Below are 16,446 nucleotides of genomic sequence, written 5' to 3' on the forward strand. Positions count from 1 at the left end.
CGCCGCCGCCACCGCCACTCGCCGCGGAGCCGGACGAGTCGGTGCCGGACGAGTCGCTGCCGGACGAGCCACTGTCGTTCGACGCCGATGAACCGTCGTGGTCCTGGCGAGTGTTGCTGCAGCCGCCACCGTCGCCGCTGCCGCTCCGGTGACCATGGCTTGATGAGAACCCTGTGAGGGCCAGCACCACCGTCGCCGACACCGCTGTGACCTTGAGGCTCCGCCCCAGCGTGTACATGCCACTAGTGTATCCGCAGCCGCGCGGGCCCCGTGACGCCGTACGGCCCGTCGGAATCGCGCCACCCCGCCGCTCGCCCCCTGCCCAGCCCCGGGAACATGATCAAGCCCGACCGGAACCGTCCGCGGACACTCGCCACCGGCGCCGCCGCCACCGTCGCGCTCCGGACGTCCGGCTGCTCGGGGACCCGGTGCGGCCGAGACCGCCGGCGGGGACGGCGGTGTCGTTCGCGGGCGCGTGGCGGCCCGGCGTCCCCCGTCGCGGCCGGGGAACCGCGATCCGAGAAGGTGCCCCGAACCTTGCCGGTCCCCGTGGTGGGCAGGGCAAGATGAGGTTCTTCGAAGGGGGAGTCGCCGATGCGATTCGCACAGGTGCCGCTCGAGGGTGGCGGGACGATCTTGTTCGAGGCGGTGCCGGAGTCCGGCGCGCCGGAGCCGGGCGGACCGGTGAAGGCGGGGCGCGTGTCGGACGCGGTGCGGGAGCTGCCGCACACGATGCAGGAGGCGCTGGTCCCGGTGCGGGAGACCGCGCGTGCGGTGCTGGAGCAGTTGCGTCAGGCGGGGCCGGAAGAGGTCGAGGTTGAGTTCGGGGTGAACCTGTCCGCGCAGGTGGGGGCGGCGGTCATCACCAAGGGCGAGGGGGCGGTCCATCTCAAGGTCCGGGTGCTGTGGAAGAACGGGACGTCGTGAGCCGGCTGTCCGGCACGGCGACGGGCGCCTGACGTTCCGTCGGCCAGCAGCTGGAGTTCGGCCGGAGTTCACGCTGTTTCAAGGGCGTGTCGCGAGAGTCCCGCCTCGTGCCTACCTCACACTCGCGTGCCGGCGTCGCCTCCGTGTGCGCCGCGGCTCTGACGTTTTCGGGACTGCTCGTCACCGGGGTGCTCGCCGCCGGGCCCGCGGCCGCCGCGGACTCGGCCGACTACCAGAACGTCCGGATCAACGAAGTCACCTCGTCGAACAACGACACGGTGGAGCTGTTCAACGCCGGTTCGACCGCGGTGAGCGTCAGCGGCTGGAAGGTGTCCGACGACAGCTTCTCGCCGCAGTCGTTCAGCCCGTCCTCCGGCACGATCCCGGCCGGGGGCTTCGTCACCTTCGACTCGCCCAAGGGACTGGGCGACTCGGACGAACTGGTGCTCTACACGTCCGGCGGCACGGTGGTCGACCGCGTCGGGTGGGCCACCGGCAAGGCGAAGCCGGCGATGGCGCGCTGCGGCGGCGACGGCACCGGCGCGTGGGTCACCACGACCACGGCGACCACGTTCGGCGCCGCGAACGCCCCTGGCTGCCCCGCGTCGGTCCCGGCGGCGAGCCGGGTGCGGATCAACGAGGTCACCTCGGCCGACGCGGACACCGTGGAGCTGTACAACGGCGGTACCAGCGCGGTCGGTATCGGGGCGTGGAAGTACGTCGACGACGACACCACCCACTCCCCCGTCTCCCTCTCGTCCTCCTCGCCGAGCGCGACCAGCATCCCCGCGGGCGGCTATGTCACGTTCGACTCCGCCCTCGGCCTGGGCGACAACGACTCGCTCTTCCTCACCGACGGCAACGGCACCACGATCGACTCGGTGACCTGGGCGACCGGCGGCGCCAAGCCGTCCAGCGAGCGCTGCGCCAACGGCACCGGCCGGTTCCGGACCTCCGCCACCGCGACGTTCGGGGCCGCGAACTCCTGCTCGGGCGGCAGCGCGGGCAGCGGCGGTGACGGCGGCCGGCTGCTGGGCGGCGGCGGCTCGCTCACCGGTGGCTGCGCCCCCGAGGCACCCACCGGAACCGGTCCCGCCCCGGCGGGCACCCTGGTGTGGCCGGGCGGAAAGGACGTCACGATCGCCGACGACGTCTGCGCCTTCACCACCTCCACCGGCCCCGAGGGCCGTGATCTGAGCGGCCTGGCGTTCGACCCGTCGAACCCGTCGGTGCTGTGGGCGGCCAAGAACAAGAACTGGCTGTTCAAGCTGGTCAAGAGCGGCGGCAAATGGGTTGCGGACCCGTCGTGGAGCGCGACCGGCAAGCAGATCCGCTTCCTCGGTGGCTCCGGCGAGCCGGACTCCGAGGGGCTGACGGTCGGCGGCAACGGCCACGTCTACGTCACCTCGGAGCGCGACAACACCAAGAACACGGTCCCCAAGGACACGATCATGGAGTTCGATCCGTCCGCCCCCGGATCGACGCTCGCGCCGATCCACCAGTGGGACATGACCTCTCAGTTCCCGCAGCTCGACACCGGCAGCAAGGACGACGCCAACCTGGGCTTCGAGGGTGTCTCCTACGTGCCGGACAGCTGGCTGACCGCGGGCGGCTGGATCGACCCGCTCACCGGTGCCGCCTACGACCCGGCGAACTACCCGCTGCACGGGTCGGGCCTGTTCTTCGCCGGCCTGGAGTGGGACGGCACGCTGCACGTCTACGGCCTGAACTCCGACGGCACGTTCACCACGTTCGGCACGATCCCGACCGGCAAGGCCTCGGTGATGGACGTGACGTTCGACGCCGGAACCCGGCGCATCATCGCGACCTGCGACAACACCTGTGGGGAGACGCACACCTTGATGAAGATCGACGCCGCCGGAGCGATCGTTCCGGACGTGACGTACACGAACCCGGCCGTCATGCCGGTCGACAACCTGGAGGGCTTCGCCATCGCGCCGCCCTCGGCCTGCGCCGACGGCTCGCGCGAAGCGGTCTGGACCGACGACGGCGTCTACGGCTTCGGCTCCGGAAGCTCCTCGTACGGACACGCCCTCTACAGCGGCACCTTCCCCTGCTGAAGGCCCGGCCGCGAACAGCCGGTGCGGGCGGCTCTCTGCGAGGTGAGCCCGCGCGGGCGCTGTCGAGGCTTCCCCGGCGGTACGCGGCGATGAAGCTCCTGGCGGACGGGGTGACGAGCAACGCCCCCCGGTCACCGGGAGCTTCGGCGCGGGCCGCCGCTCAGACGATCAGGACCCGCCGCCCGCGCGTGTGGCCGGCCTGGCTGTCGACGTGCGCCGCCGCGGCCTCGGCGAGCGGGTACGCCTTCTCGACCGGGATGTGGAGCCTGCCGCGCGAGATGAGGTCGACGGCCTCGGCGAGCGCTTCCGGGACGCTCCCGGCCACGCCGGAGAACCGGACGCCGTGCTCCGGCGCGCGCAGATCGGCGATGGAGACCACCTTGCGCGGATCGCCGGTCAGCTCGACGAGTTCGGGGATCACGCCCGAACCGGCCAGGTCGAGGGCCGCGTCGATCCGGCCGAGCCGCCGGACCCGCTCGACCCAGCCCTCGCCGTAGGTCGTGGGCTGGGCTCCCAGTCCACGCAGATAGTCCTGGTTCGCGGCGCCGGCCGTGCCGATCACCGTGACGCCGCGCTCGCGGGCGATCTGCAGCACCGCCGATCCGACCCCTCCGGACGCGCCGCTGACCAGCAGCGTCTGACCGGAGCGCACACCGACCTCCCGGAGGATGCGCAGCGCGGTCTCCACCACGGAGGGGTAGCCGGCCGCCTCCTCGAACGTCAGGCCCTCGGGCATCCGGGCCCAGGCCGACAGCACGGCGAACTCGGCGTAGGTGCAGGAGCCTTCGCCGAACACGTGATCGCCGACCTCGACTCCTTCGACGCCCTCGCCGACCTCGTCCACCACCCCGGAGGCGTCCAGCCCGACCCCGGAGGGCAGCGTGGTCGGATGGGCCCCCAGGACCTGGCCTTCGCGGATCCGCCAGTCGACGGGGTTCACCCCCGCCGCCCGCACGGCGATGCGTATCCGGCCGGGGCCCGCGTGGGGCTCCTCGGCATCGATGAGTCGCAGGACCTCTGGACCGCCGAACTCGGCGAAGCTCACTTTCTTCATGCCGCGACAGTAACACTAACGGTTAGCTTTTTGGAACCGTTTCAGTTTCGCATTTGATAGCGTGCGGGCATGACCGTGCCGACCGGACGCCGGGAACGCAAGAAGGCCGCGACCCGCCAGAAGATCGCCGACACCGCCCTGCGGCTGTTCCTGGAACGCGGCTATGACGCGGTGGGCATCCGCGAGGTGGCCGCCGAGGCCGACGTGGCGGTCACCACGCTCTTCTCCCACTTCGCCTCGAAAGAGGCCCTGGTCTTCGAGCAGGACCAGCACTTCGCGCGGAGCCTGGTCCGGGCGGTCACCGAACGGGCCCCGCACGAGCCGCTCGTCCCCGCGCTGCGGCGCGAGATCGAGGCCCTGGTGCGCCACTGCACCGCGGACGAGGCCGCCCCGGTCTGGCGCATGATCGACGCGTCGCCCGCCCTGCGGAGTTACGAGGACTCGATGCGGCTGCGCCACGCGGAGCTGCTGGCGGACGCCCTCGCCGCCGATCCCGGCCTGTCCCGGACCACGACCGCCTGCCGGACGCTGGCGCGGTTCGTGATCGACGCCTACACGGTGGCCCGTGAGGCGGCCGACCCCCAGGCCGCGCTCGACGAGATCTTCCCGATGATCGAGGCGGCCTGGGCCGTCACCCGCCCCACCGGCTCCCCCGCCGACCCGGCCTGAACCCGGCCGGGACCCGTCCAGCTCCCCTGCCACGCCCCGCCGCCGGCCCTCGTACGTGTATAGGGCCCGTATAGCGGGCCGAACCATGCTGTCGCCCGCCCGGCCCGAGTCGTGTTGCGGCAGGCGGGGCCCCGGCCGGTGGAGCCGGGGGTGCGTCCGCGAGGTGGGACGAGGAGGCGTGGATCGTGGGTGCGACGGAGGAAGTCCAGGGCGGTCCGGCCGGGGCGGGGTTCCGGTCCTTCGCCGACGGTTTCCGGGCAACGGCCGAGGAGCAACCGGAGCGCGTCGCCGTCCGGTTCTGCACCGCAGAGCGCGAAGAGGCCGTCACCTACGGCGCGTTGGAGGCCACCGCCCGTGCGGTCGGCCGGTGGATCGGCGGACGCTGCGCTCCCGGGGAGCGCGTGCTGCTCTCCCTCTCCCCCGGCACCGGGTTCGCCAAGGCGTTCCTCGGCTGCCTGTACGCCGGTGTCCTGCCGGTTCCGGTGCCCGCGCGGGGCACTTACGCGCGGCAGGAGGCGCGGATCGCCGCGATCGCGGCCGACTGCGGTGCCGCACTCGTGCTCGACGACGACCTGGTCGAGAGCGCGCAGCTGCCGGCCGACGGCGGGGGCGGCACCCCCGCGGCCGTGGCACCGCGGACCGTCGCCTTTCTCCAGTACACCTCCGGGTCCACCGACGACCCGAAGGGCGTGATGGTCTCGCACGGCGCGCTGGTGCACAACATCCGGCTGCTGGCCCGCAACCAGGGCTGGCACTCCGGGATGACCTGGTGCAGCTGGCTGCCGGCCCACCACGACATGGGCCTCATCGCCATGCTGCTGGCACCGCTGCACCTCGGCGGCACGGTGGTGCTGATGTCGCCGACCGACTTCCTGAAGCGTCCGGTGAGCTGGCTGCGGCTGATCGACCGGTACGGCGCCGAGGTCAGCTGTGCGCCCGACTTCGCGTACGACCTGTGCGCGCGCAAGCTCGGCGAGGAGCAGACGGCGGACCTCGACCTGTCGCGCTGGCGGCAGGCGCTCAACGGTGCCGAGCCGATCGACCCGGCCACCCTGGCCCGCTTCGCCGAACGGTTCGAGTCCGCCGGGTTCCGGCGCGAGGCGCTGACCCCCGGGTACGGACTGGCGGAGGCCACGCTCTGTGTGTCGTCGGCCGCCGTGGACGAACCGCCCGACGTACGGCTCTTCGACGCGGCCGGACTGGCCGGCGGGGTGCTGCGGCCACCCGGGCCGGACGCGGCGACGGTGCCGCTCGTCGGCTGCGGGGCGGCCCGGGGGCTCGACGTCAGGATCGTCGGCCCCGACTCGGGCCGGGAGCGTCCCGAGGGCACGATCGGTGAGGTGTGGGTGCGCGGCGGCAGCGTCGCGCTCGGCTACTGGCGGCGGCCCGAGGAGACGGCCCGTGTCTTCGAGGCGGTCACCGCGGCCGGCGAGGGCGGGTTCCTGCGCACCGGCGATCTGGGCGCACGGGTGGGCGGGGAGCTGTTCGTCACCGGACGGCTCAAGGAAATGATCAGCGTCCGGGGGCGGAACCTGTACCCCCAGGACATCGAGAGGGAACTGCGGTCCCTGGAGCCCGCGTTCCACGGACTGCCGAGCGCGGCCTTCGGGGTGCCGGTGGGCGCGCGCGAGGAGATCGTCGTCGTCCAGGAGGTGCGGGCCCGCGACCTCGGGGACGAGGGGCCCGAGGCGCTGGCGCGCCGCGCCCGGGCCGCGCTGTCCGCCCGCCTGGGGGTGCGGGTCGGCGGGGTGGTCCTCGTACGCCTCGGCCAGGTGCGCCGCACCACCAGCGGCAAGGTGCAGCGGACCCTGATGCGCACGCTGTTCCGGGCGGGGACCCCGCAGGCCTTCCACGCCGTGCTGGACCCCGAGCTGCGCACCGTGCTCGCCCCGGTGCGGCAGCCGCGGTGATCGTGCAGGCCGGATGCCCGCGCCCGGCCCCCGTCCGGGCACACCCGAACGGTCCCTCGCCGAACCGAACAGGAGACCCCGTGCCCGAACCGACCGCGCGTGTCGAGCCGGACGAGATCCGGCGGTGGCTGTCCGAGCGGGCCGCCTACTACCTGGAGCGCCCGGTCGAGGAGCTGGACCCGGGCGCGCCGCTGGCCGAGCTGGGGCTGGACTCCGTCTACGCGCTCACCCTGTGCGGTGATGTCGAGGACAGATACGGGCTGGTCCTCGAACCGTCCGCCGCCTGGGACCATCCGACGCTCGACGCCCTCACCGCCCACCTCCTGGCCGCGCTGGAGCGCGGGTGACCGGCGCTCGCGGGGCCGTGCCCGCACTGATGACCGCGGGCCAGCGGCAGCTGTGGCTCGCCCACCAACTCGCCCCCGACAGCGCGGCCCTCAACGTCGTCCTGGCCGTGCGGGTGCGCGGTGAGCTGGCGGCGGCCCCGCTGGCCCGTGCGCTGACCGCCCTGGTGGCGCGGCACGAACTGCTGCGCTCCCGTTTCGTCACCGGAGCCGACGGCCTCCCGGTGCGCGAGCCGCGCACCGGGTACGCGCCGGAACCGGACGAACGGCGCGTCGAGGACGGCGAGGACGACCTGTTCGGCCTCGCCCGCCGGGTCGGACAGGAGCGCCTGGACCCCGCGCGGGAGGTCTTCCGGCTGGTCGTGCTGCGCCACCGGCACGACGACACCGTCCTCGTCCTGGTGGCGCACCACCTCGTCAGCGACGCCACCTCCCAGGTCCTGCTGCTGCGGGACCTGCTCGACGGCTACGCCGCGGCCCGCGACGGGCGGCCGGCCCCGCCGCGGCCCCGGCCCGTCCCGTGGGACGCGTACGTACGGGCCGAGCAGGAGCGGGCCGGATCGGCGCGCGGGCGGCTGGCCCGCGCGCACTGGCCGCAGGTCTGCGCCGGGGTCCCGGCGGCCGGGCTGCCCTCCGCCCGGCGCGGGGCGGCACGCGGTCCCGCGGCCGGGGCGACCGCGCGCCGGCTGCTGCCGCCGGACACCGCCGGGCGGCTGGCCGCCGTGAGCGCGTCCGCGGGGGTGACGCCCTTCGCCTGGCTGCTCGCCGCCTTCCAGGCCGCCCTGTACCGCTCGGGCGGCGCGGCGCACGCGCTGGTCGGCGTGCCCGCCACCACGCGGTGGCTGCCCGGGACCCGGGAGGCCGTCGGCTACCTCATCGACACCTTCCCGGTGGTGTCCCGGTTCGACGCGGGCACCTCCTTCCGGGCGGCGGCCCGGGCCGCGCACAGCGGGCTGGGGACGGGCATGCGGTACCTGGGCTGCCCGGTCGAACTGCCGGACGAGGCCCGGCTGTTCCGGACGATCATCACGTTGATCCGGGCCGACCGGCTGCCCGTCCCCGGGCTTCTGGACGGCGACACCGAGTACGCGGGGCTGCGGCTCTCGCTCCTCGACGTCCCGCAGCAGGAGGGGCAGACGGACCTCGCCGTGGAGATCGTGCAGAGCGGCGGCGGTTTCGCCGTCATGCTCCGCCACGACACCGCGGTGTCGGAGGCGAGCACGATCGAGCGGCTCGGCGACACGCTGCTCCGGCTGGTCGAGGCCTCGCTCGACGACCCCGGCGCCCGGATCGCCGGGGTTCCCCTGACCGACCCCGGTGAACTGGCCTTCCTGCTCTCCCTGGGAGCCGGTTCGTGACCGGCGGCCCCGGCGCACCGCGGCCCCGCAGGGTCGCCCTGCCCGACGGGCCGGAGGTCTGGTGCACCAGCGTGCCCGCGGCCACCACGATGTGGCGCGAGATGACGCCGCCCGGAATGTACGACCGGGTGGCCGCGTCGCTCCCGGCGGGCGCCACCGTCCTCGACATCGGGGCCAACATCGGCTTGCTGTCGGTGCTGTGCGCCCGCGGGGCACCGGCGGTACGGGTGATCGCCGCCGAACCGGCGCCCGAGCTGTTCGCCTGTCTGCGCCTCAACCTCGAACTGCACTGCGCCACTTGGGAGGCGGAGTGCGTGGCGGTCGCCGACCGGCCGGGTGAACTGCCCTTCACCTACTACCCGCAGGCACCGGGCAACTCCGGGCTGTTCGCCGACCCGGTGGCCGACCGGGAGATCACCCGGCGCTATCTCACCAACACCGGACTCGACCCCGAGGACGCCGCCGAGCTGACCGAGGGTCTGCACGAGGGCGTCGCCTACCGGGTCCCGGCCGTCACCGTCTCCGAGCTGATCCGCCGGCACCGGGTGGCGCGGGTGGACCTGCTCAAGGTGGACGTGGAGCGGGCCGAACTCGATGTGCTGCGCGGAGTGGCCGACGAGGACTGGCCACGCGTCGACCGGGTGGTCGCGGAGGCCCACGACGAGGGCGGGCGGCTCGCGGAGTGCGCGCGGCTGCTGCGGTCGAAGGGCTTCGAGGTGACCGTGTCACAGGACCCGCTGCTGACGGGGACGGTCCTGTACGAGGTCGAGGCAGGTCGCCCGGGATGAACCGACGAGCCGCATCCGAGGCACCCCGCACCCGCCCCCGCTCACGTCCGTTCGTGCCGCCCCCTCTCGCGATCATGGAGCCGTAGTGAACGCCGTATTGCTGCCGGAACGATTCGCCGAGCAAGCGCGGCGCACGCCGCACGCGGTCGCCGTCGTCGACGGCGCGCACACCCTCGACTACCGGGACCTGGACCGCGCGGCCAACCGCATGGCCCACCTGCTGCGCGGACGCGGGGCCGGGCCCGGCACCCTCGTCGGCGTGGCCCTGGAGCGCGGGCCGGACCTGATCGTCGCCCTGCTCGCGGTCTGGAAGGCGTCGGCGGCCTACGTCCCGTTCGACCCCGGCCAGCCGCCGGCCCGGCTGGCCGGCATGATCCGGGACTCCGGCGCGGCCCTGGTGCTCGCCGAGGAGCCGCTGGCCGGACCGGTGCGCGACGCGGGCGCCACGGCGCTGTCGCCGGCCCGGGTCCGCGCCGAGGCCGCCCGGCTGCCCGCCACGGCGCCCGCGGGCCCGGCGGACCCGGACGAGCTCGCCTACGCGGTCTTCACCTCGGGCTCGACCGGCCGGCCCAAGGCGGTCGCCGTCACCCACGCCGGGATCGCGGGCCGGGTCGGCTGGGGCGTCGCCGCCCACCGCATCGGCCCAGGGGACCGGGTGCTGCTGAAGACCTCCATGGCCTTCGACGCCGCCGGCTGGGAAGTCTTCGCTCCCCTGACCAGCGGCGGTGCCGTCGTCCTCGCCCCGCCCGGCGCGGAGCGGGACCCGGCGGCCCTGCTCGGCGCCGTCGCCCGGCACCGGGTGACCGTGCTCCAGGCCGTGCCGTCCGTGCTGCGGCTGCTGGCCGAGGACGGCCGGGGCTGGGACGGCTGCGGCGCGCTGCGGCTGCTGTGCTCCGCCGGGGAGCCTCTGTACGCGGAACTCGCCGTCCGGCTAGAGGAGTTGACGGAGGGGCGGGTCGAGCTGTGGAACACCTACGGGCCCACCGAGTGCAGCATCGACGTCACCGCCCAGCGGGTCGACCCCGAGCAGACCACCGGGGCCGTCCCCATCGGCCGCGCCATCACCGGCATGCGGGTCCTGGTCCTCGGCCCGTCCGGCGAACCGGTGCCGGTGGGCGTGCCCGGCGAGCTGTACGCGGGCGGCCCCGGTGTCGCCCGCGGCTACCTGGGCCGCCCCGCCCTGACCGCCGAGCGCTTCGTGCCCGACCCCTACGGCCCGCCCGGCGCGCGTCTGTACCGCACCGGCGACCTGGTCCAGTGGCGGGACGACCTGACCCTGGAGTACCTCGGCCGGAGGGACCACCAGATCAAGGTGAACGGCGTCCGGATCGAGCCGGGCGAGATCGAGTCGGTGCTGATCAAGCACCCCGCCGTCAGCGGCGCCGTCGTCACGCCGTGCGCCCGCGAGGGCGACGCCGCCCACCGGCTGGCCGCCCATCTGACCACCCGCGAGCCGGTCGCCGACGAGGCCCTGCGCGCCTTCCTCGCCGACCGGCTGCCCGAGAGCCATGTGCCGGCGGTCTTCCGCACGGTGGACGGCTTCCCGCTCACGGTCGGCGGCAAGGCGGACCGGGCCGCGCTGCTCGCGGCCGAGGAACGGCGCGGTGACGGCGGCGCGCCGTACGTCGCCCCGCGCGGCGCGGCCGAGGAACTGGTCGCCGGGGTCTGGACCGAGCTGCTCGGCCGGGAGCGGATCGGCGCGCACGACGACTTCTTCGCCCTCGGCGGCACCTCGCTCCATCTCGCCCGGCTCGCCGCCCGGCTGCGCGCCGCGTCGGGCGGACGGGTGCCGCTGCGCGGGCTGTTCACGGCCGCCACGGTCGAGGCCCAGGCCCGGCTGCTCGGCCCGGCGCCCGCACCCGAGTCCGCGGGCGACGAACCGATCCGCCCGGTGCCGCGGGACGGGGACCTGCCGCTTTCCCCGGGGCAGCGCAGGCTCTGGTTCCTGGACCGGCTCACCCCCAAGAGCACCGAGTGGGTCGCTCCCGTCCTGCTGCGGTTGCCGGCCACCACGGGCGAGGCCGCGGTCCGGGCCGCACTGCGCGAACTGACCGCCCGGCACGAGGCGTTGCGCACCCGCTACCCGGCCGTCGACGGCGAGCCACGGCAGCGGATCGCGGCGCCCCACGACAGTGCCGCCGAACCCCGGTTGCGGACCGTGGACACCGAACGGGGCGCGCTGGCCGCGCTGTTCGGCGAGGAGTTCCGGCGCGGTTTCGACCTGGAGCGCGGCCCGCTGTGGCGCGCCCTGCTCGCCAGGATCACCGGTGAGGACCACGTGCTGTTGTTGACGGTGCATCACATCGGCTGCGACGGCTGGTCCACCACGGTCATCGAGCGCGAGCTGCACGAGCTGTGCGCCGCCCACGAGGCGGGCCGCGCGCCCGTACTCGCCGTGCCCGAGGTGCAGTACGCCGACTACGCGGCATGGCAGCGGCGGCGGCTGACCGAGGAGTACACCCGGGCCGAACTCGACCATTGGCGGCGGGAGTTGGACAGGCTCGAACCGCTGGAACTGCCCGCCGACCGGCCGCGGCCGCCCGAGCGGGACGCGCGGGGCGCGGTCGTGTCCTTCGCGATCGACCCCGAGGTGTCCCGGCGCCTGACCGACCTCGGCAGGGCTCAGGGCGCCACCCCCTTCATGACGCTGCTGACGGCCTTCGCGGCGCTGCTGGCCCGGCACACCGGCCGGTGGGACGTGCCGGTCGGCACCCCGGTACCGGGACGCGACCGGCCGGAGACGGCGTCCACGGTCGGCTTCTTCCTGAACTCGCTGGTGGTGCGCTGCCGACTGGACGCCACGGCCGGCTTCCGGCAGGCCCTGGAACGGGTGCGGGACACCGCACGGGACGCCTTCGCGCACCAGGACCTGCCCTTCGAGCGGCTGGTGGAGGAACTGAGCCCCGAGCGCGACCTGTCCCGCACCCCCCTGTACCAGGTCGCCTTCGACCTGCACAGCGAGGGCGCGACCAGCGTCGCCGCCCGCCCCGAGGACGCCGCCGCCCTCGCACGGGCCTGGCGGGTCGCCAAGACCGATCTGTCGCTGTTCGTGCGCCTGCTGCCCGACGGCTCCTTCGGCGCCGCGCTGGAGTACGCGACCGGGCTCTTCGACGAGGCCACCGTGGCACGGCTGGCGGACCGCTTCACCCTGCTGCTGCGCGCGGTGGCCGACCGCCCGGATCAGCCGCTCGCACAAATCGGGCTGATCCCGGCGGCACAGCGGCGGCGGCAACTGCTGGACTGGAACGCCACGGCCGCCGACACCCGGCCCGGCACGGTCCTCGACTGGTTCGAGGACCAGGCCGCCCGCACCCCGCGGGCACCCGCCGTGGTCCTCGGCGGACAGACCCTCCGCTACGGCGAACTGAACGCCCGCGCCGACCGCCTCGCCCGGCAGCTGCGCGCCCTCGGCGTGGCGGCGGAGTCCCGGGTGGGCGTGCTGCTCGACCGCGGCCCGGAGCTGATCACCGCTTTGTCGGCGGTCTGGAAGGCGGGCGCCGCCTATGTGCCGCTCGATCCCGAGCACCCGGCCGGGCGGATCACCGCGCTGCTCGACGAGGCACGGGTGACGGCCCTGATCACCGTGCGGGACCTGCTGGTGGAGACGCCCCCGGGGGTGGTGCCCGTCCTGCTCGACGAGGACGAGGGGGCGTGCGCGCCTGCCCGGCAGCCCGCCACCGCCCCGGCGGCACCGCGGGCGGACCCGGGCCCCGACCGGCTGGCGTACGTGGTCTTCACCTCGGGTTCGACCGGCCGGGCCAAAGGGGTCGAGGTCACCCACCGGGGCCTGGCCAACCATGTGGACTGGGCCGCCCGAGAACTGGCCTCCCGCGGGCCGGGCGGCGCCCCGCTGTTCTCCTCGGTCGCCTACGACCTGGTCGTTCCCACCCTGTGGGCGCCGCTGGTCACCGGTGGCGCCGTCACGGTCGTCCCGCCCGGCACCGACCTGTCCGGGCTGGGCCGGGCGCTCGGCGCGTCGGCACCCTACGCCTTCGTGAAGCTGACACCGGGCCACCTCGACGTGCTGGCCGACCAGCTCACCCCCGCCGAGGCCGCCGCGCTCGCGCCGGTCCTGGTGGTGGCCGGGGAACCGTTCACCCGGGCCGGTGCCGAACGCTGGCGTGCCCTCGCACCCGGCACCGAGCTGATCAACGAGTACGGGCCCACCGAAGCCACCGTCGGCACGAGCGTCCACCCCGTCCCCGACCCGATCGGCACCGACGTCCTGCCGATCGGCCGGCCCCTGCCCAATGTCACCCAGTACGTCCTGGACGCCGAGCTGCGGCCGGTGCCCACCGGGGTGACCGGCGAGCTGTGCATCGGGGGCAGCGGCGTCGCCCGCGGCTACACCGGGCGGCCCCGGTGGACCGCCGACCGTTTCGTGCCCGACCCGTTCGCCGCCCGGCCCGGCGCCCGGCTGTACCGCTCCGGTGACCTGGTGCGCCAACGCGACGACGGGACCGTGGTGTTCATCGGCCGGGCCGACGACCAGATCAAGCTCCGCGGCCACCGGATCGAACCCGGCGAGATCCGCGCCGTCCTGAGCGGGCATCCGGACGTGCGCGACGCGGTCGTCGGCCTCCACCGGTCCGAGGGCGGCGAGCCGCGCCTGGTCGCCCACTACGTGCCCGCCGGACCGGCGCCGCGGGCGGCCGGGCTGGCCGAGCACTGCGCCCGGTCGCTGCCGGCGGCATGGGTCCCGTCCGCCTTCGTCCCGGTGCCCGCCATTCCGCTCAACGCCAACGGCAAGGTCGACCGGCGGGCCCTGCCCGCGCCCGGCCGGGCCGCCGGCGCCGGCCGGATCGCGCCCAGCGGTCCCGTGCAGGAGCGCCTCGCCGCCATCTGGGCCGAGCTGCTGGGCAGCGAACCCGGCGCCCACGACAGCTTCTTCGCGGAAGGCGGCAACTCGATCACCGGCATCCGCCTCGTCGCCCGGATCCAGGAAGCCTTCGAGATCGACCTGCCGGTGCGCGCCCTCTTCGAGACCCCCACGGTCGCCGGACTCGCCTCCGCCGTCGAGGACATCATCGTGGCGGAGGCCGGCGCGCTGTCCGACGACGAGATAGCCGACCGGCTGTGAGCGGCAGCGGGGCGGCGGTGCGTGCCGAGGACGTCCTGCCCCTGCGCCGGAACCGGGACTTCCTGCTGCTGTGGTCCGGGGCCGCCGTGTCCTTCCTCGGCAGCCGCGTCAACGCGCTGTCGTACCCGCTGCTGGTGCTCTGGCACACGGACTCGCCCCTCGCCATGTCCACGGTGTCCATCGCCGCCCTGCTGCCCCAGCTCCTGGTGCAGTTGCCGGCCGGGGCGCTGGTGGACCGCTGGGACCGGCGCAGGGTGATGGTGCTGTGCGAGGCGGGCCGCTTCCTCGCCCTCGGCAGCGTGGCCGTGGTGCTCGTCGCGGGCGGCTTCTCCCTGGCCCACCTGGTCCTGGTGGCCTGCACCGAGTCGACGCTCGCCGTCTTCTACCGGCTCGCCGAACGCGGGGCCGTACGCAATGTGGTGCACCCCGCGCAGCTGCGGACCGCGCTCTCGCGCAACGAGGCCAGGGGCAGGGCCGCAGGGCTGTTCGGGCAGCCGGGCGGGGTGCTGCTGCAGGCACTGGCCCGCTGGGCGCCGTTCGCCTTCACCGCCCTCGGCTATCTGGCCTCCCTGATCGCGCTGCTGCTGATCAGGAAGGACTTCCAGGAGCGGCGGACCCCGGCGCGCCCGGACCTGCGCCACGAGGTCGCGCACGGCCTCGGGTGGCTGCTCGCGCAGCGCTTCCTGCGGGCCGCGCTGGGCTATCTGTCCGTCGGCAACCTGCTGCTCCAGGTGGTGCCGCTGGCCCTGGTCGTGCTGATCAAGGACGACGGCCACGACAAGGCGCTGCTCGCCGTGGTCGTGGGCCTCGGCGGGCTCGGCGGTGTGCTCGGCGCGCTGAGCGGCGGCTGGTGGGAGCGCCGCTTCCGGCTGCGGACCGTCTTCGTCGGCGGCCTGACGACCTGGGCCGTGCTCGTGCTCGCCATGGCCCGGACCCATGCGCCCGTGGCGCTCGGCGCGCTGTTCGCGGGCACGGGCTTCGTCGGCTCCGTCTTCAACGTGGTCGGCGCCGTCCACCAGGTGCGCATCACCCCCGACGCCTTGCAGGGCCGGGTGGTCGGCACCGTCTACCTCCTCGGTTCGGGCGCCAACGTCCTCGGCCCGCTGCTCGGCGGGCTGACCCTCCAGGCCTGGGGCGGCACACCGACCCTGGTGGTGATCGGCGGCCTCCTGGCCGTGCTCGCCGTCGCCGCCGCGCTCAGCCGCGCCCTGCACCACGACGACGACCCCGTTCCCGGTACGCCCCGCAGCAGGGAGTGATCAGCATGACGCCCGGCACGACCCTCAGCGCGATCGTGGAGGCCGCGGGCCCCGACGATCTCGTGGAGCACCTCACCCGGCACCGCGCCGCCTTGCGCGGCCGCCTCCTGGAGCACGGAGCGCTGCTGCTGCGCGGCTTCGACACCGGCGGGATCGACGGGTTCGAGCAGGCGGTGCACGCCTTCACGGGCTCCGCGCCCCTCGAATACGCCGAGCGTTCCTCGCCGCGCAGCACCATCAAGGGCCGGGTCTACACCTCGACCGACTATCCGCCGGGCGAGGAGATCTTCCTGCACAACGAGAACTCCTACCAGGCCTCCTGGCCCCGCACCCTGTTCTTCCACTGCGCGCGCCCCGCGCACACCCGGGGCGCGACGCCGCTCGCCGACACCCGGCGCATCCACGCGGCGATCCCGCCCGAGGTGCGCGAGGAGTTCCGCGAGCGCGGCTGGCGCGTCGTGCGCAACTTCCACCCGGACCTGGGCAGCCGCTGGCAGGACGCCTTCCGGACCGAGGACCGGGCCGCCGTGGAGGCGTACTGCCGGCGGCGCGGCATCGCCGCGGAATGGCGGCCCGGCGGAGGGCTGCGCACCACCGCCGTGCGGTCCGCGATCCGGGTGCACCCGGAAACCGGCGAGGAAGTGTGGTTCAACCACGTGACGTTCTTCCACGTCACCACGCTCGCCGACGAGATCCGGCAGGGGCTGCGGGAGATGTTCCCGGAGGAGGACCTGCCGACGCACACGTACTACGGCGACGGCGGACGCATCCCCGACGAGGTCGTCGCGGAACTGCGGGCCGTGTACCGCGCCGAGTCCACCCGCTTCGACTGGCGGCGGGACGACGTGCTGATCGTGGACAACATGCTCGCCGCGCACGGCCGGGAGCCGTTCACCGGGCCCCGCAGGATCGCCGTCGCCATGGCCGAGTCGTACGACGGCGGCTGACGGCGGCCGATCCACGCGCCCCGTCACCG

Annotated in this window: 11 protein-coding genes and 1 pseudogene; 10 read left to right on the forward strand and 2 right to left on the reverse strand. The window is 74.6% G+C overall.

Going from position 1 to position 16,446, the window contains the following annotated elements:
• Positions 1-238 (reverse strand): annotated as a pseudogene (locus FRZ03_RS39705) (hypothetical protein); the annotation flags it as partial.
• A 356-nt stretch (positions 239-594) separates the two neighbouring features.
• Between FRZ03_RS39705 and FRZ03_RS08540 the strand changes: the two are divergent.
• Both FRZ03_RS08540 and FRZ03_RS08545 read left to right on the forward strand, forming a co-directional pair.
• A complete protein-coding gene (locus FRZ03_RS08540; RefSeq protein ID WP_146464563.1) occupies positions 595-927 on the forward strand; it encodes a CU044_2847 family protein in 333 nt (110 codons plus the stop codon).
• A 107-nt stretch (positions 928-1,034) separates the two neighbouring features.
• Positions 1,035-3,008, forward strand: a complete 1,974-nt coding sequence (locus tag FRZ03_RS08545) for a lamin tail domain-containing protein (protein WP_261398732.1) — start codon at positions 1,035-1,037, stop codon at positions 3,006-3,008.
• Positions 3,009-3,168: 160 nt separating this feature from the next.
• On the opposite strand, the gene FRZ03_RS08550 is transcribed toward FRZ03_RS08545, so the two are convergent.
• Positions 3,169-4,062: an NADP-dependent oxidoreductase gene (locus tag FRZ03_RS08550; RefSeq protein WP_146464564.1), complete on the reverse strand. Its 894-nt coding sequence runs from the start codon at positions 4,060-4,062 to the stop codon at positions 3,169-3,171.
• Between the two features lie 69 nt (positions 4,063-4,131).
• Here FRZ03_RS08550 and FRZ03_RS08555 point away from each other — a divergent pair, with 69 nt between their 5' ends.
• From FRZ03_RS08555 to FRZ03_RS08590, 8 genes are all read left to right on the forward strand, one after another.
• Positions 4,132-4,731, forward strand: a complete 600-nt coding sequence (locus tag FRZ03_RS08555) for a TetR/AcrR family transcriptional regulator (RefSeq protein WP_146464565.1) — start codon at positions 4,132-4,134, stop codon at positions 4,729-4,731.
• A gap of 185 nt (positions 4,732-4,916) precedes the next feature.
• Positions 4,917-6,641 (forward strand): fatty acyl-AMP ligase, encoded by a 1,725-nt coding sequence (locus FRZ03_RS08560; protein WP_146464566.1) that lies wholly within the window; start codon positions 4,917-4,919, stop codon positions 6,639-6,641.
• Positions 6,642-6,721: 80 nt separating this feature from the next.
• Positions 6,722-6,988, forward strand: a complete 267-nt coding sequence (locus tag FRZ03_RS08565) for an acyl carrier protein (protein WP_146464614.1) — start codon at positions 6,722-6,724, stop codon at positions 6,986-6,988.
• Complete coding sequence (locus FRZ03_RS08570; protein ID WP_146464567.1) at positions 6,985-8,343, forward strand: condensation domain-containing protein; 1,359 nt, start codon at positions 6,985-6,987, stop codon at positions 8,341-8,343. Before FRZ03_RS08565 ends, FRZ03_RS08570 begins: the two co-directional genes overlap by 4 nt.
• Complete coding sequence (locus FRZ03_RS08575; RefSeq protein ID WP_261398733.1) at positions 8,340-9,131, forward strand: FkbM family methyltransferase; 792 nt, start codon at positions 8,340-8,342, stop codon at positions 9,129-9,131. Before FRZ03_RS08570 ends, FRZ03_RS08575 begins: the two co-directional genes overlap by 4 nt.
• Positions 9,132-9,216: 85 nt before the next feature.
• Positions 9,217-14,211, forward strand: a complete 4,995-nt coding sequence (locus tag FRZ03_RS08580) for a non-ribosomal peptide synthetase (RefSeq protein WP_146464568.1) — start codon at positions 9,217-9,219, stop codon at positions 14,209-14,211.
• Positions 14,208-15,470 carry an MFS transporter gene (locus FRZ03_RS08585; protein WP_146464569.1) on the forward strand — a complete coding sequence of 421 codons (1,263 nt, stop codon included), beginning with the start codon at positions 14,208-14,210 and terminating at the stop codon, positions 15,468-15,470. The genes FRZ03_RS08580 and FRZ03_RS08585 overlap by 4 nt, the downstream gene beginning before the upstream one ends.
• Positions 15,471-15,475: 5 nt before the next feature.
• Positions 15,476-16,417: a TauD/TfdA family dioxygenase gene (locus tag FRZ03_RS08590; RefSeq protein WP_146464570.1), complete on the forward strand. Its 942-nt coding sequence runs from the start codon at positions 15,476-15,478 to the stop codon at positions 16,415-16,417.
• The last annotated feature ends 29 nt before the right edge of the window (positions 16,418-16,446 follow it).

Source organism: Streptomyces misionensis (assembly GCF_007896895.1).
Taxonomy (GTDB): domain Bacteria; phylum Actinomycetota; class Actinomycetes; order Streptomycetales; family Streptomycetaceae; genus Streptomyces; species Streptomyces misionensis_A.

Coding starts and splice junctions, on each gene's coding strand:
- FRZ03_RS08540 (WP_146464563.1), top strand. CDS start 595: ATGCGATTCGCACAGGTGCCGCTCGAGGGTGGCGGGACGATCTTGTTC.
- FRZ03_RS08550 (WP_146464564.1), bottom strand. CDS start 4,062: ATGAAGAAAGTGAGCTTCGCCGAGTTCGGCGGTCCAGAGGTCCTGCGA.
- FRZ03_RS08555 (WP_146464565.1), top strand. CDS start 4,132: ATGACCGTGCCGACCGGACGCCGGGAACGCAAGAAGGCCGCGACCCGC.
- FRZ03_RS08590 (WP_146464570.1), top strand. CDS start 15,476: ATGACGCCCGGCACGACCCTCAGCGCGATCGTGGAGGCCGCGGGCCCC.